General features: G+C 61.1%; 15 protein-coding genes and 1 pseudogene. 5 read left to right on the top strand and 11 right to left on the bottom strand.

The annotated features are described in order from the left end of the window. Positions 1 to 7 precede the first annotated feature (7 nt). The 4 genes from AC07VG_RS15960 to AC07VG_RS15975 are packed head-to-tail and all read right to left on the bottom strand — an operon-like array spanning position 8 to position 2442. On the bottom strand, positions 8 to 1075 hold the full coding sequence (locus AC07VG_RS15960; RefSeq protein ID WP_495021518.1) for a PilW family protein: 1068 nt from the start codon (positions 1073 to 1075) through the stop codon (positions 8 to 10). After that, positions 1072 to 1482 (bottom strand): type IV pilus modification protein PilV, encoded by a 411-nt coding sequence (pilV, locus tag AC07VG_RS15965; protein WP_495001484.1) that lies wholly within the window; start codon positions 1480 to 1482, stop codon positions 1072 to 1074. The genes AC07VG_RS15960 and pilV overlap by 4 nt, the downstream gene beginning before the upstream one ends. A gap of 55 nt (positions 1483 to 1537) precedes the next feature. Further along, complete coding sequence (locus AC07VG_RS15970) at positions 1538 to 2038, bottom strand: pilus assembly FimT family protein (RefSeq protein WP_495001485.1); 501 nt, start codon at positions 2036 to 2038, stop codon at positions 1538 to 1540. A gap of 2 nt (positions 2039 to 2040) precedes the next feature. Next, positions 2041 to 2442 carry a type IV pilin protein gene (locus AC07VG_RS15975; RefSeq protein ID WP_495021519.1) on the bottom strand — a complete coding sequence of 134 codons (402 nt, stop codon included), beginning with the start codon at positions 2440 to 2442 and terminating at the stop codon, positions 2041 to 2043. A gap of 361 nt (positions 2443 to 2803) precedes the next feature. Here AC07VG_RS15975 and AC07VG_RS15980 point away from each other — a divergent pair, with 361 nt between their 5' ends. After that, positions 2804 to 3505 carry an HAD-IA family hydrolase gene (locus AC07VG_RS15980; RefSeq protein WP_495001487.1) on the top strand — a complete coding sequence of 234 codons (702 nt, stop codon included), beginning with the start codon at positions 2804 to 2806 and terminating at the stop codon, positions 3503 to 3505. Positions 3506 to 3605: 100 nt separating this feature from the next. Here the strand turns inward: AC07VG_RS15980 and AC07VG_RS15985 are convergent, their stop codons facing one another. Continuing rightward, complete coding sequence (locus tag AC07VG_RS15985) at positions 3606 to 4808, bottom strand: MFS transporter (RefSeq protein WP_495001488.1); 1203 nt, start codon at positions 4806 to 4808, stop codon at positions 3606 to 3608. Between the two features lie 105 nt (positions 4809 to 4913). Between AC07VG_RS15985 and AC07VG_RS15990 the strand changes: the two genes are divergently transcribed. Continuing rightward, positions 4914 to 5807 (top strand): LysR family transcriptional regulator, encoded by an 894-nt coding sequence (locus AC07VG_RS15990; RefSeq protein ID WP_495001489.1) that lies wholly within the window; start codon positions 4914 to 4916, stop codon positions 5805 to 5807. Here AC07VG_RS15990 and AC07VG_RS15995 read toward each other — a convergent pair. Then, positions 5797 to 6543: a 3-oxoacyl-ACP reductase family protein gene (locus AC07VG_RS15995; protein ID WP_495001490.1), complete on the bottom strand. Its 747-nt coding sequence runs from the start codon at positions 6541 to 6543 to the stop codon at positions 5797 to 5799. The genes AC07VG_RS15990 and AC07VG_RS15995 overlap by 11 nt on opposite strands. A 138-nt stretch (positions 6544 to 6681) precedes the next feature. Here AC07VG_RS15995 and AC07VG_RS16000 point away from each other — a divergent pair, with 138 nt between their 5' ends. Next, a complete protein-coding gene (locus AC07VG_RS16000) occupies positions 6682 to 7632 on the top strand; it encodes a LysR family transcriptional regulator (protein WP_495021520.1) in 951 nt (316 codons plus the stop codon). Between the two features lie 76 nt (positions 7633 to 7708). Next, complete coding sequence (locus tag AC07VG_RS16005) at positions 7709 to 8737, top strand: Ldh family oxidoreductase (RefSeq protein WP_495001492.1); 1029 nt, start codon at positions 7709 to 7711, stop codon at positions 8735 to 8737. A gap of 48 nt (positions 8738 to 8785) precedes the next feature. Here AC07VG_RS16005 and AC07VG_RS16010 read toward each other — a convergent pair whose 3' ends face one another. Further along, positions 8786 to 9697, bottom strand: coding sequence for a hypothetical protein (locus tag AC07VG_RS16010; RefSeq protein ID WP_495001493.1), 912 nt, complete (start codon positions 9695 to 9697; stop codon positions 8786 to 8788). After that, positions 9684 to 10211: a hypothetical protein gene (locus AC07VG_RS16015; RefSeq protein ID WP_495021571.1), complete on the bottom strand. Its 528-nt coding sequence runs from the start codon at positions 10209 to 10211 to the stop codon at positions 9684 to 9686. Before AC07VG_RS16015 ends, AC07VG_RS16010 begins: the two co-directional genes overlap by 14 nt. Positions 10212 to 10280: 69 nt before the next feature. Here AC07VG_RS16015 and AC07VG_RS16020 point away from each other — a divergent pair, with 69 nt between their 5' ends. Beyond that, positions 10281 to 10418 carry a hypothetical protein gene (locus AC07VG_RS16020; protein WP_495021572.1) on the top strand — a complete coding sequence of 46 codons (138 nt, stop codon included), beginning with the start codon at positions 10281 to 10283 and terminating at the stop codon, positions 10416 to 10418. 80 nt (positions 10419 to 10498) lie between these two features. Here the strand turns inward: AC07VG_RS16020 and AC07VG_RS16025 are convergent. The 3 genes and pseudogenes from AC07VG_RS16025 to AC07VG_RS16035 form a co-directional block, all read right to left on the bottom strand. Beyond that, a pseudogene (locus AC07VG_RS16025) lies at positions 10499 to 10759 on the bottom strand (dermonecrotic toxin domain-containing protein); the annotation flags it as partial. 1137 nt (positions 10760 to 11896) lie between these two features. Further along, the gene (locus AC07VG_RS16030; RefSeq protein ID WP_495021521.1) at positions 11897 to 12385 is read right to left on the bottom strand and encodes a hypothetical protein; all 489 of its coding nucleotides are present in this window, start codon (positions 12383 to 12385) and stop codon (positions 11897 to 11899) included. Further along, entirely contained in the window at positions 12295 to 13569 is a 1275-nt protein-coding gene (locus AC07VG_RS16035) for a hypothetical protein (RefSeq protein WP_495021522.1), read from the bottom strand. The genes AC07VG_RS16030 and AC07VG_RS16035 overlap by 91 nt, the downstream gene beginning before the upstream one ends. Between the last annotated feature and the right edge of the window lie 72 nt (positions 13570 to 13641).

A 13641-nucleotide genomic window follows, 5' to 3' on the forward strand; every position in this document is an offset into this window, starting at 1 on the left:
CATCTCCTCATTGGGCCGTGGCCCAGGCCAAACTACGGAGTGGTGTTACCGTTGTGTAGGTTTTGTAGAAGTAGCAGCGCCAATCGGGAATCAGGGCTGTACCTGTTGTATTGGTCAGGGTCGATACATCGATCGAGCCTGAACCGTTTGCCGCATTCTGCCAGCTATTAAAACTGATCGTGGAACTCGTGGTGCTTGTGCAATTAGCGGCACTGGCTTGTTTTTCTCGATTCGCTGAGCGAATCACCAGGCTGGTTCGTATGGCCTTCAGGTTATTGAGTTGGCTGGGCGGCTGGTCTTGCCATGTCAATCCGAGGCCACTGTTCACACCGTATTGCGCCCTCAAGAAAACCACCCCATCGGCCACGATACTAACCGTACCGGTGATTTTATTCTTTAGTTTCAACAGTGCGTTCTCTGTGTACCATTCCTGATAGTTGAAAACGTGTGCGGGTATGATATAAAAATCAGCCGCATAGGTGGGCACTCCGGTAATGGCGTGGTTATATTCCGCCGTCGCGGACAAACCAATATTCACCATCCCGGCACTGCCGTTCACCGCGTTGGGGGCTGTCGCACGGCGTAAGGTGCAGTCAGCGCCACTCCCGGCAGAACTATAGGCCAGTAGAATATCGTCGCCGCTCGACACCGACCCCACAAGAGGCACAGCGATATCGTCATTGGGGTTGGCCAATGACACTGAAACCTTGAGCAATGAAGCCGCGCTACCCCCATTGCCATAGGCAAAAACGACATGATTGGAGTTGGGGTCTGTCGTCACATCCAGCTTTATCGGATCCAGCGTGATGCCTGAATTCGTATTCGTCGCTGTCGTGGAATACAGGCGTGTACAGATTTGACTGTGATTGCTGATCAGTCCGGCGCCGGCCATTTCAAGGGCGGTATTGATGGTCTCCGCTGCCGTGGTCCCGTTGGTGTTGGCCGTGTTGGCGGAAATATTACTCATTCTTCCCGCGTCATAGGAGATCGCCAGCGAGGCAGCGGCGAGAGACATGATCAGACCGATGACCATCGCCAGCATTGCTTCAATGAGAGAGAAGCCCTTTTGATTCATAACGTTTTATCTACCTTGAAAGGAACGCTGTAGATATTCACGATATTGTCTTGAGGCATTTTCCATTGAATCGTAATCAGACAAGTACCATCCGCTGCCACGGTCACTGTCGGGTCAATGGCTCCCGGCAACTTTTTGACGTCCGTTGCCCAACTGGTGACCGACGTGCTGGCGCCGCTGCCCGGATAAGCGTAACTGGCGAGGTTCGAGTAGTCCGCTACCATTTGACCATACAGGACCTTGGCCAGATTGGTGGCCTTTACTCGATCATCCGATTTGGCAGATTCCTTCGACAGGTTCGCTTGCAGGGCGGCGTTGCCCAACAGACCAATGGTCATGATCAGGAGCGCGATCAAACACTCAATCAGTGAAAATCCGCGTTGCTTACGAGCCAAAAATCGTTGCATTACTGTCCACCTTGCGAAGGGTTGCAGATTTTAATAAATCCGCTTCCATAAGCCTCTACGTTGACGGCGTTGACGGCGTGCAAAAGTTCGTTGCATTACTGTCACCTTGCGAAGGGTTGCAGATTTTAATAAATCCGCCTCCATAAGCCTCTACATTGAGACACGCATTATTGGCCGCGCAGGAAGTGTTTTTAATTTTGATGACATACGAGGTGGAGGCTGCAATTTGCCCCGTGGAGGTGAAGGTAATCGCACCGGCGGTATCTTGACTGATCGTTATCCCGGAGCCCGCTCCCGCCAAGCTGATGGTTTTAGCATAATTGCTGCCCGCCAGACTGATTGCCGTAGTGGTGAGGGTGGCAGAAACAGATGTATTACGTTTCAGCGCCTCGGATCGGGCTTCCTGGAGGGCGGAAAAAATGACGTCCGTTGTCGACTTTACGGTATTGTTGGAAATGACATCGCTTAAGGACGGAATGCCCCAGGCCAACACGATGCTCATGATGGTGAGGGCAACCATGGTTTCCAACAACGTCACCCCTCCTTGGCGGTTCATGCTCAGCACTCCGACCCGGTAATGATCCAACAGGTTTTACTTGAGGATCCGGTGGTGTTCTTGTTGCCTTGTTCGTCAATCGTGTAATTCGTTCCTGCTATCGCCCCTGTTCCACTGGCGGTATAGGTATAGCCTTGTCCGTTATTATTGGTTGCGCAGGTAATCGTAAAGTTGGTCGTGTTGACGGGGGGCACCCCACAGACACCGCCATTATCGTAAGTTTGGGTATTTTGATAATAGGACTCCATCTTGATTTGCACGGCCGCCAACGCGTCAGCCCCTTCGGATAACTTGCTGCGGTTAACGTAACTCGAATACGATGGAATCGCGATGGCGGCCAGAATGGCAACGATCGCCACGGCAATCATGAGTTCGATCAAGGTGAAGCCGTTCTGGGTCTTCATAAAAGGATCACCCTAAATTATGAGAAAGTCATTTTATTGTATTTGGCTTGACAAAGTGGGTGTCGCAAAGGTTACGCTTTTGCGCGGCCTGCGGCTATGGCCTCTTGATATTGCCTGCTAATTCCTTGATAAAAAAGAAAACTTTTAACGTTCAAGGGCCTGTGCGCAAGCAAGACGAGTCTGCAATACGCCGGTGACTGTTCCGTGACGAGTCCGGGTCGAAACTGGAGAAAATCTTGCCTCAGGAAGCCATCTGTAACAGGCGCGATTTATGCTTGAAGGTAGAAGCATGCTGTATCCCCTACGTGATGGTCGCACCTGCGCCGCCCTGACTTTCAACCCTGTATACGGATCGGATGCGATGACCGCAGCACTCTCTAGCCTGGGCCTGGTAAAGGCCGTGATTTTCGATATGGACGGTTTGCTGCTCGACACCGAGGGCATCTACTCTGAAGTGACGCAACTGATCGTCGGTCGTTATGGGCGGACCTTCGGCTGGGATCACAAGCAGAACATCATTGGCCGTGGCGCCGGCGATCTGGCCCGCTACGTGGTCGAGGCCATGGAACTGCCGTTGAGCCCACAGGAGTTCCTGGAGGTGCGCGAACCCCTGATGCGCGAGCGTTTCCCCAAGGCCGGTTCGATGTCCGGCGCCGAGGCGCTGGTCCGGCATCTGTCGGCGCACGGGATTCCGATTGCGGTGGGCACCAGTTCTTCGCGCAGTTCGTTCGAGTTGAAGACCACCCTGCACCGGGAATGGTTTGCGCTGTTCGACACGATCGTCACCGCCGACGACCCGGAAGTCGGCGAAGCCAAGCCGGCCCCGGATATTTTCCTGCTGGCGGCCAAGCGCTTGGGAGTGGCGGCCGAGGATTGCCTGGTGTTCGAGGATTCGCCGTTCGGCGTGACGGCGGCCAAGGCGGCGGGGATGTATGCGGTGGCGGTGCCCGATCCGGCGATGGCGGCGGAGAAATACCACCATGCGGATCGGATCGTGCAGTCGCTCAAGCATTTCCCGCTGGGGCCGGTGGGGTTGCCGGCGATTGACTGGGACGGTGTTTGATCGCGGTGTTTCAGGGGGCCCGCGTTATCGTTGACGCTCATCGCGAGCAAGCTCGCTCCTACATGGGACACTGTAGGCGCGAGCTTGCTCGCGATGCCTTTCAGGCAGCCGACACTGGCAGTCCGGTTCTGCGCTGCACCACCGCCCAGATCCCCAGCGCCAGGGCGGAAATCAAACCACCGGCGGTGACGATGCCGTTCCAGCCATAGGGCCCGTACAACTGTGCCCCCAGCAGTGAGCCCAGTGCACCACCGATGAAATAACAGGTGATATAACCGGCATTCAGGCGGTTACGCGCCTGTGGCCGGACCTTGAACACCGCGTTCTGATTGCTGACGTGAATCAGTTGCACGGCAAAATCCAGCACCAGCACGCCGATCAGCAACGCCACCAGCGAATGCCCGGCAAAGCCCAGCGGCAGCCATGACAACAGCAACGCCAGCAGGCCCAGGGTGGTGGCGAATTCGCCCTTGCCGCGATCGGCCATGCGTCCTCCCAGGTTGGCCGCCATGGCCCCGACGGCGCCGGCCAGGCCAAACAGGCCGATCACGCCATCCGAATAGCCATAGGGCGGGCTCGCCAGCAGGAAGGCCAGGGGCGTCCAGAACAACGCGAACAGGCAGAAGGTCAGCAGGCCCATGGCGGCGCGCAGGCGCAGCACCGGCTCCTCGACGAACAGGCGGAACACCGACCCGAGCAAGGCCGGGTAACTCAGTCCGGCATGTTGGCGATGTTCCGGCAGGGCGCGCAGCAGGGCGAAGGCACAGATAAACATCAGGCCGGCGGCCAGCAGGTAGATGCTGCGCCAGTCGCCGACATCGGACAGCAGGCCCGCCGCCGTGCGCGCCAGGAGAATGCCCAGCAACAAGCCGCTCATCAGCGTGCCGACCACCCGCCCGCGTTGTTCCGGCGCGGTCAGGCTGGCGGCCATCGGCACCAGCACTTGGGCCACCACCGAGAACAGGCCGGCCAGCGCGGTGCCGAACAGCAGCCACGGCAGGCTCGGCGAGAACGCACTGATCAACAGGCCGAAGGCACTGAGCAGGGTCATGATGAAAATCAGCCGGCGTTGTTCGAACAGGTCCCCCAGCGGCACCAGCAACAACAGCCCGGCGCCGTAGCTCAACTGGGCGGTGATGACGATGGTGCCGGCGGTGCCGGTGCTCAGGCCCAGGTGCTGAGCGATGGTGTGCAGTAGCGGCTGGGCGTAATAGTTACTGGCAACCGCCAGGCCGGTGGCGACCGACATCAGCAGGATCAGGGCAGAACTCAAAGGTTTGTGTGTAACGTTGGTGTCGGACATTGACTGTCTCTGAGTAGGAATTTGATGCGCGAATTATCTGGAATGTCCTAGCATGACGCCAATGCATTGTTTTCATTCTATCCATCTTGAAACGAGATACTGGCGATGAATCTCAAGCAGATCGAATATGCCCTGGCGGTGGCGGACGAGGGCAGCTTCACCCGCGCGGCCGAGCGCTGCCATGTGGTGCAGTCGGCCCTCAGTCATCAGATCGCTCGCCTGGAAGAGGATCTCGGCGCGTCGCTGTTCGAGCGCAGTTCGCGCAAGGTCCGCCTGACCGCGGCCGGCGAGGCCTTTGTCCGCAGTGCGCGACCGGCGCTGGAAGCGACCCGACGGATTGTCGCCGAAGTGGCGGCGGCTTCCGGGGAGGTGCGCGGCAGCCTGTCCATCGGCAAGATCTCGTCCCTGACCGAAGTCGATCTGGTGGGCTTGCTCGCGCGTTTCCACGGACTTTATCCACAGGTGGATATTCACCTGAACATGAGCAAGAGCGAGTCGCTGATGCTCGATGTGCACGAGCGGCGGCTGGACCTGGCGTTTATCGGGTTGTGGCCCGGACAAAAGATCGAGGGCCTGGCCCAGCGTTTGCTGGCGGAGGAGGAGTTGGTGGCGGTGCTGCCGCCGGGGCATCCGCTGACCCGTTTCGAGCGCCTGCCGCTGGCGGAGTTGGAAAACCAGCCGCTGGTGGATTTCCAGGCCGGTACCGCGGGACGCCGACAGACCGATGAGGCCTTTGCCGCGGCGGGCTTGCGCCATCGGGTGCAGTTCGAGGCGGGCAATGTGATGCTGGTGGGGGAGTTCGTGCGCCGGGGACTGGCGCTGGGCTTGGTGCCGAAGAAGATCGCCGAAGGTTTCGAAGGGGTGGTGACGCTACCCGTGTCCAACGCGCCTTCGCGTCATTTGTACGCGGTGTGGTCGCATACGCCGACGCCTGCGGCCGCGGCATTTCTGCTGTTGCTGGAGCAGGCGTTGGCGCAACCACCCGGTCTTACGCGCTGAACCCGCCGTCGATGGTCAGGCTGGCCCCGGTGATGTAGCCGGCTTCCGGCCCCGCCAGATACGCCACGAAGCTGGCGATTTCCTCGACCCGGCCATAACGGCCACCGGCCATGAGGTCGATCAGGCTCCCGGCGAAATCGCTGTCGGCCGGGTTCATATCGGTGTCCACCGGGCCGGGCTGCACGTTGTTGACGGTGATGCCCCGTGGCCCGAGGTCCCGTGCCAGGCCTTTGGTCAGGCCCACCAGCGCGGATTTGCTCATGGCGTACGGGGCGCCCCCGGCGAACGGCATGCGTTCGGCGTTGGTGCTGCCGATGTTGATCACCCGACCGCCTTCGCCCATGTGCCGGGCCGCTTCCTGGGTGGCGATAAAGACGCTGCGCACATTCACCGCCAGGGTCCGGTCGAAGTCTTCCAGCTTGAAGTCTTCAAGTGGCGCCATGGCCAGTACGCCGGCATTGTTGACCAGGATATCGAGTCGGCCAAAGGTTTCGACGGTGCTGTTGACCGCCTGGCGAATGGCCGCGGCATCGGCGCTGTCGGCCTTGATCGCCAGGGCCTTGCCGCCGCCGGCGATCACGCTGTCCTGCAGTGCCTTGGCCTTGGCGTCGGAACTGACGTAGGTGAAGGCCACCGCGGCGCCCTGGGCCGCCAGACGGCTGACGATGGCCGCGCCGATGCCGCGTGAGCCGCCCTGGATCAGGGCCACTTTGCCGTTAAGGTTTTGTTCGGTCATGTCATTCTCCAAAGTTCAAGGCCGGGGAAGGAAGGGGAGCGGGCCTTGTTGTTGGAGCCGAGTATCGACCTCGGATTACTGGCTGTGTAGACGGTAATCATTACACTCTGTGTAAACCAAAAGTTTAGAGTGGTGATCATGGAAACCTTCAGCAGTATCGAGTGTTTTGTCCGCAGTGCCGAAGTCGGCAGCTTCGCCGAGGCGGCGCGGCGCCTGAGCCTGACCCCGGCGGCGGTCGGCAAGAGCGTCGCCAAGCTGGAGGCGCGACTCGGCGTGCGCCTGTTCCAGCGCAGCACCCGCAGCCTGCGGCTGACCGAAGCCGGACAGTTGTTCCTCGGCGAAGTCAGTGCCAGTCTGCACACCATCCAGAATGCCGTCGCTAACCTGGCCAGCGTCGAGGGCCGTCCGGCCGGCACGCTCAAGGTCAGTGTGGGCACGGTGTTCGGGCGTCTCTATGTGGTGCCGCTGCTCGGTGAGTTTCTGCGGCGCTTCCCGGACATCCACCCGGACTGGCATTTCGATAACCGCCAGGTGGACCTGATCGGTCAGGGCTTCGATGCGGCCATTGGCGGCGGTTTCGAACTGCCCCAGGGGGTGGTGGCCCGCAAGCTGACGGTGGCCCATCGGGTGCTGGTGGCGTCGGCGGATTATCTGGCGCGCCAGGCGGCCGTGAGCACACCCGAGGATTTGCGCCGCTGCGACGGCATTCTGATCCGTTCACCGCAGACCGGCCGGGTGCGCTCCTGGCAATTGACCGCTCGCGACGGCGAACATCGACCGCTGAGCCTTGGCGCGCGGATGACCATGAGCGACTCGGAAGCCGCCTGCGCGGTGGCGGCGCAGGGCCTGGGCGTGGCGCTGGTGAGCATGCCGTTCGCGGTGCCCTGGTTGCAGGCCGGGACCTTGCAGCGGGTCCTGCCCGACTGGTACGTCGACGACGGCCATATTTCGATCTACTACGCCGAGCACAAATTGCTCCCGGGCAAGACCCGGGCCTTTGTCGACTTCATCCGCGAGCAGTTCGCCGAGCAGCAGTTGGGCCAACGCTTCGATGCCCTGTTTGACAAGCGGTCCCTCGCCGCCGGATAGTCTGGACGCCTGCCCAAGCACTGCTTTTCTCTTATCCATCGAATAATAAATAAATAAATCGGAATCGGAGCTTCGGATGTCTGTACCCAGCGAGACGGTTACTCAAACGATTTCCTACAGCGATCTGGTGGCCTTGCTTGCCCAGATCTTCCAGCACCATGGCACCTCGGCGGAAGTCGCCCGGGTCCTGGCCGAGAACTGCGCCAGCGCCGAGCGCGACGGCGCCCACAGCCACGGCGTATTCCGCATTCCCGGGTATGTCTCCACGCTCGCCAGCGGCTGGGTGGACGGCAAGGCCATTCCGCGGGTCGAGGATGTTGCTTCCGGCTTTGTCCGGGTCGATGCCGCCAACGGTTTCGCCCAGCCGGCCCTCGCCGCCGCCCGGGCGTTGTTGCTGGAAAAGGCCCGCAGTGCCGGGATCGCCGTGCTGGCGATCCGTAACTCCCATCACTTCGCCGCGCTTTGGCCGGATGTCGAGCCCTTTGCCTATCAGGGGCTGGTGGCCCTGAGCGTGGTCAACAGCATGACCTGCGTGGTGCCCCATGGCGCCGAGCGTCCGCTGTTCGGGACCAACCCGATCGCCTTTGCCGCGCCGCGGGCCGGTGGCGATCCGATCGTGTTCGACCTGGCCACCAGCGCGATGGCCCATGGCGATGTGCAAATTGCCGCCCGCGAGGGACGCAGCCTGCCGCCCGGCATGGGGGTGGACCGCGACGGCCGGCCGACCTGCGATCCCAAGGCGATCCTCGACGGCGGCGCGCTCCTGCCGTTCGGTGGCCACAAGGGCTCGGCGTTGTCGATGATGGTCGAGTTGCTGGCGGCGGCGCTGACCGGCGGGAACTTCTCATTCGAGTTCGACTGGTCGAAACATCCAGGCGCCAAGACCCCCTGGACCGGGCAGTTGATCATTCTTATCGATCCTGCCAAAGCGGCGGGACAGGACTTCGCCGAGCGTGCCCGGACGCTGGTCAGCCAGATGCAGGGGGTCGGCCTGCAGCGGCTGCCGGGGGACCGGCGTCACCAGCAGCGGGCCGTGTCGCTGCGCGACGGGATCGTCCTGGCCGCGGGCGATCTGCAACAGTTGCGCGCATTGGCCGCTCAGTAGGGCGTGTCGCCTGGATGTAGCGCATCCCGGGAGTAGGTTGATGCCTGCCTATTGCACGGGATGGTATTCGGCTGGCCTGCCCAAATGGGCGAGCAATAACGCCAGGGAGTCGGCGTTGTCCAGGATGACATCGATTCTTTTCTCCTCATTGGCAAAGAAAATCCGCCGGGCGTCATCCAGGTCTTGCGCTCCGGTCAGTTGCAACACGCGCTGCAAGGGCTTTCCAACCACGTCATACCAGTGCAGGTCGTAAGCGTCGCGTTCCCTGAACAATTCGTTGGCGGGGGTACTGCTGGAGAAGGAATGTTGCTGGACCCGCTCCAGGGCGTTGTGGCGATCTTTTCCCTCTGATGTGCTGGTATTGAGCAGGTCGAGGAAGGGGCGGCAGGCATCCAGATAGACGAGGTCGAGTGTGTCGAGCACCAGATGGCTGACTTCATGCAACAGCACCGTGCCCATGCTGTGCCCCTGCATGTCGAAGGTTCTGGGGTGTATGGGCAAGTAGATCTGGAAGCCGGGATTGAAGAAGCGCTCGGTGAAATAGATTCGCCTGGCGACCTCGGTAGGCAAGGTAAATGCCTGAATGCCGTGCTCCGGGTACAGGGCCGAACCCACGACATAACGTGACGAGGTCTCGGGATTGAGCGACGGTTTGAGCAGTTCCCCGAGCATCATATGTGCGCGGAATCTGATTTTCCTCAGCGTACCTTGGCTCACCGAGGCGATATCGAAGAACTTTTCCACGAACAGGCGGCGTTTTTTATCCAGGGGCTTTTCGGCAAAAAGTCGCTCGGTGTTCTTTATGGCTTCGACCAGGTAGGCCACCGCTTGTTCATGGGCGTGGCGGATCATGCGGGCACGGTTGGGGTAGAACCGGCGGATATTTTCCATCCCGATGGCCTGCACGCGTATTTCCTCGCGGATCGTCTGGCGGTTCGCGCAATGATCAAACAGTTTCATGGCGACTTTCCTCGACGCAGTGGCCTTGCAGGTTGAATGACCAGCGTTGGTGGCGGTCCTGTTGCAGCCAGGGTCCGTGCGCGGCGCCCTTGACGATGCGCCAACGGCGGTCGTCTTCCTGGACCCGGAAGACTTTCCCGCCGACCACCGCGAAGGTGTTGCCGCTGCTCGGCTCTTTGTGCAAGCCGGTAGCCTGGTCCAGGGTCATTTCCTCCAGCATGTCCTCATGGGCTTCATAGTCGAGGAGCCGGGTCTTCTGTCCAGGCGTCAGGCGGCTGCCTCCCCAGAGCGGCGCGGGAAAGGGCGACTCGATGACTTCCTCGGTTGGCGTTGGCGCGATGTCGGCCAGGCTCGAACGAACCCATCCGCGGCGCGCCACCGCCAGTTGCGCCAGGCTGCTGGCGAATTCCTCGAGCGCCTCGCCCCAGCGCTCCTGCCAGGCCTTTTCTGCCGCATCCTTGAGTTGCGGGAGGGTCTGCCAGATGAGCAGCGGCAAGCGTAATCGACCGAGCATGTACCTCTCACCCTGGTAAAGACCGCCCTTGAGCCAGGACAGAGCGTTGCGCCAGGCCGGGCCCTGGTCTTGCACGTTCTGCCGGCCGAGCAGGTTCTTGAGCAGCGCGTTGGTATCCTGGTAGAGCCGGTGGAAGAGATTGCCGTGCAGCGATTGTCACTGAACGCCAGGCTGGCCTGCTGCGTGCTGAGCACCTGCCGTGCGTAGTGCTCGCGCCGCGCCGGGGCAAGTCTTTCGAGGACCTGTTGTTGCAAGCTGTCCGAGTCCTTGAGGTCGGCCTGCAATGCCGTTTCATCGGTGTATTCGCGGAAAATCGGTTCTGGCCCCTGTGGCGTGAACAGGATTCGCGGACCCTGCTCACCGGGTTTCGGGCCGATCAGGTAGAAGCCAGCCACGGGATCGGCTGCCGACTCGGCGTCGCTGATCAACTCCAGCGGGCGCAGGTCGATGCGCTGTCCGTTCAAGGGTTCCCGGGCGAGGCCGTCGGGCATTGTCAGCAGGTGCTTGATAAAGTTGTGGGCGGTGGCGGACAGGGTCTTGCGGATCACCTGGGTAAAGGCCTGCAGCAGGCTTTGCCAGAAAAAATGTTGGCGAAAGAGCGGCCGTATTGCGCGACGTCAGCGACAGGCTGATCTTGTCGGGGTCGAGGCGGGCCGCCGGAAAGTCCCGTGACAGTAGGCTCATGACCTTGGTCCGGGCGGTGTCGCGGATATCGGGAATGTCCTGGTGATAGTCAGCGGTCGTCGCGGCATCCTGGCGATAGCGATCGAACAGGCTCGCCAGGGCCAACTGCCGGCTGTCGCTGGTGCCGGCCAACCAGGGCGGCAGTGCCAGGTGCAGGGCGGCGTTCTCGGCGACCTGGATGGCTTTTTCCAGCGTGGGTACCGTTGCGTGAGTGTCCAGGCAGGATTGCAGGTGCTCGTGGAAGTGCTCGGCCGGGTACGTGCGGGTGGTGGCATGGGCCAGGTCGCCCATCACCTTGTCGACCAGCGAATGTTGTTGATGGCCGCTGAACCTGTTGTGAATCAGTTCAAAGCCCAGGGCCGGATAAGCCCGGTGGTTGCTGGGGTGGTTCTGCGGGATGGGCAGATTCGCCGGGCGTTCGCTTCTGGCGATATTTTCCAGCAGGGACAGGCGCTCCACGGGGTCATGCAGGCGCCGTTGCAGTTCGACTTCGGCGGCGTGAAACGAGTGGAAGGTTTCCGCCCCCTGGACCGGGGTCCATAGCTGCACGCTGCCGCAATGCTCGTTGTCCAGGCCGCCGCGCTCAGTCAGCAGGTAGCAGTTGCGCAGTTTGATCGACGGCGCCGCCGCGTCGATCCTGAGCGTCAGCGCGAAGGCATCCGGAATAAAGCCGCGCAAGCCCGGACGCTGGTCCCGTCGATGGCTGTCGAGCAGGTTGTCGAGTACCTCCAGGTCGGTTTCGCTCAAGGTGTCCTGCAGCACCTTGAGTTGGGCTTCGCGGCGCAACCCGTTGCTCACGGCCTCGCTCAACGGCTCGGACAGTTCGCCATACACCGCGCGCAGCCGGCGCAGGTAGTGCCCGAGAAAGTCCGGCAGGAGCTTGTCGACGAGCGTATTGAGCAGCGTGATGTCCAGGTTGGAAACCCGAGCCCAGTGACCCTCGCTGTCCTTGCTGAACAGACCGCTGTGGCTGGCCTCTGCCAGCGCGCCGGTGTGCTGGGTCAGATGAAGGCCTTCAGGGTCGGGCGTTGGCGCAGGCCTTCGGTGATTTTACCCTTGAGTTCGTTCAGGCTTTTCAACTGATACCGGACGGCGTCCAGGGTCGGTGTCAGTGTTCGCTGCAAACCCAGTGTCACAGACCTCTCGCTGGGCGATAGATCCAGGCGGTGGCTCCATCGACCCAGTGGTGCGAGCGCAACCAATCGCGGGTCGATCAGGGCGCGGACATCCAGTGCTCGTTCGAACGCCGCGGCCAGGGCCAGTGCGCCGTTGCTGCGGCGATAGCGCATGAGCACGTAGGCCACGTTATCCAGTTGCTTGGCGACGATGTTATTGAACAGCGCCTTGAACATCGCTGGATTGCCCGCTGCCAGCGTGATTTCGAGGCTCTGCGAGTCCTTCAGATCGGCACGTTCGCGCAGTGACAGGCCATGGCGCAGATCATCGCCTTGATCCGGGTCCTGAAGCTGGGTCTTGACCGAGGCCAGCACTGAGCGCTCGCTTTCGAATGCCTGCAATCGACCGACGCCATACAGGAAAAAACCGGGTGTTGTTGGCGGTCGCTGCGCACGACGAAAGCATTGGCCAATACGCCGGTGAGCCCGTCGGTTTTTACATTCAGGGCGTAGAGCGTCAGCTCCTGCAGCCTTGAGGTATCCAGCGGATAGAGCCCGCACAACGGGTAGAAGTCCTCGGGAGCGAGGATGTTCCAGTCCTGTTCCTGTTGGAGCAGCTCGGCCCGAAAGCGCGTGCCCATGGCGTCGATAAACAGGTCCTGGCGTGACAGCCCGTTGTCGAGGGGGTCCTTCCAGAAGGCGCGCAGTGCGCTTTCCAGATGGCTGTACAACTGGCTGGAGAGATTCGCCAGCGTCCTTTCCCAGATGACGGTATCCGTCGCCGAGGAGGAGTAGCCGGGCGCGATGAACTCGCGGCTCTGCCCTTTGGGCCAGGCGCCCCGGTTGTAGAGTTCCAGCAAGGTTTCGCTGAGTAACCGGGTTGAGAGTTGCTGGAGTGGGAGCGTCGCCGTGCTCCCGTCCGAGATCGGCTTTTCATAGCTGATCACTCTCAGGGCCGTCAGGCTGACCTGGGGGAAGCGCTTGCCCAACTGGTTCTCGAACAGTGGGTTGAGCAGGGACTTCAGTGTCGGCAACTTGAGCAATTCGTCATGCAGGTGCTTCAGGTTGTAGTCGAGGTAGGTTTCGATGGATTGGCGTCGATCGCTCAGGACGATCCCCAGGATAGGTCCAGAGACCAGGGTGGGGGGCGGCTCATAGCGGATGGCGGACCTGATCCTGAGGGCGACGAAACGCAGCAATTCGTCGCGTTGCGGGGGCTGGCCCAGGCGTTCGAGCAGTTTTTTTCGCGCCAGCTCGCGGTTGTCGAAAGGCTCCAGGCCGAACCCCGGGGTACAGAGGAATACTCGGTGCCCCGGAGGGCCGCTGACCAGGAAGGTTCCGGCCAGCTCGGCCGCCGGAGAGCCTTGCGCGACGATAAAGAGCTTATCCACGGACATCGGCGGATCGAGTGCCTGGCGGGCATCCTGGTTGGCCAGGAACAGGTTGCGCAACCAGTTGCGTTCGGCGGTTTCGATCCGCAGGGATTTTTCCAGCGGGCTGGGGGTGTCACGCAGCTCCATGGCCTGGGACAGGTAATAGACAGCAGGTTGGTCGGACATGTTCTGTGCCTTCGTTCATGTTGACGAGGGGCGGGTTTTTGCCGTGCTCGTGAAGGACAGAAACGCTACAGG

This window comes from Pseudomonas sp. GW821-FHT03C07 (assembly GCF_059420925.1).

Excerpts from the sequence above, each read along its gene's own strand:
- AC07VG_RS15960 (WP_495021518.1), bottom strand. The coding sequence starts at position 1,075 with ATGAATCAAAAGGGCTTCTCTCTCATTGAAGCAATGCTGGCGATGGTC.
- pilV (WP_495001484.1), bottom strand. The coding sequence starts at position 1,482 with ATGCAACGATTTTTGGCTCGTAAGCAACGCGGATTTTCACTGATTGAG.
- AC07VG_RS15970 (WP_495001485.1), bottom strand. The coding sequence starts at position 2,038 with ATGAACCGCCAAGGAGGGGTGACGTTGTTGGAAACCATGGTTGCCCTC.
- AC07VG_RS15975 (WP_495021519.1), bottom strand. The coding sequence starts at position 2,442 with ATGAAGACCCAGAACGGCTTCACCTTGATCGAACTCATGATTGCCGTG.
- AC07VG_RS15980 (WP_495001487.1), top strand. The coding sequence starts at position 2,804 with ATGACCGCAGCACTCTCTAGCCTGGGCCTGGTAAAGGCCGTGATTTTC.
- AC07VG_RS15985 (WP_495001488.1), bottom strand. The coding sequence starts at position 4,808 with ATGTCCGACACCAACGTTACACACAAACCTTTGAGTTCTGCCCTGATC.
- AC07VG_RS15990 (WP_495001489.1), top strand. The coding sequence starts at position 4,914 with ATGAATCTCAAGCAGATCGAATATGCCCTGGCGGTGGCGGACGAGGGC.
- AC07VG_RS15995 (WP_495001490.1), bottom strand. The coding sequence starts at position 6,543 with ATGACCGAACAAAACCTTAACGGCAAAGTGGCCCTGATCCAGGGCGGC.
- AC07VG_RS16000 (WP_495021520.1), top strand. The coding sequence starts at position 6,682 with ATGGAAACCTTCAGCAGTATCGAGTGTTTTGTCCGCAGTGCCGAAGTC.
- AC07VG_RS16005 (WP_495001492.1), top strand. The coding sequence starts at position 7,709 with ATGTCTGTACCCAGCGAGACGGTTACTCAAACGATTTCCTACAGCGAT.
- AC07VG_RS16010 (WP_495001493.1), bottom strand. The coding sequence starts at position 9,697 with ATGAAACTGTTTGATCATTGCGCGAACCGCCAGACGATCCGCGAGGAA.
- AC07VG_RS16015 (WP_495021571.1), bottom strand. The coding sequence starts at position 10,211 with ATGCTCGGTCGATTACGCTTGCCGCTGCTCATCTGGCAGACCCTCCCG.
- AC07VG_RS16035 (WP_495021522.1), bottom strand. The coding sequence starts at position 13,569 with ATGTCCGACCAACCTGCTGTCTATTACCTGTCCCAGGCCATGGAGCTG.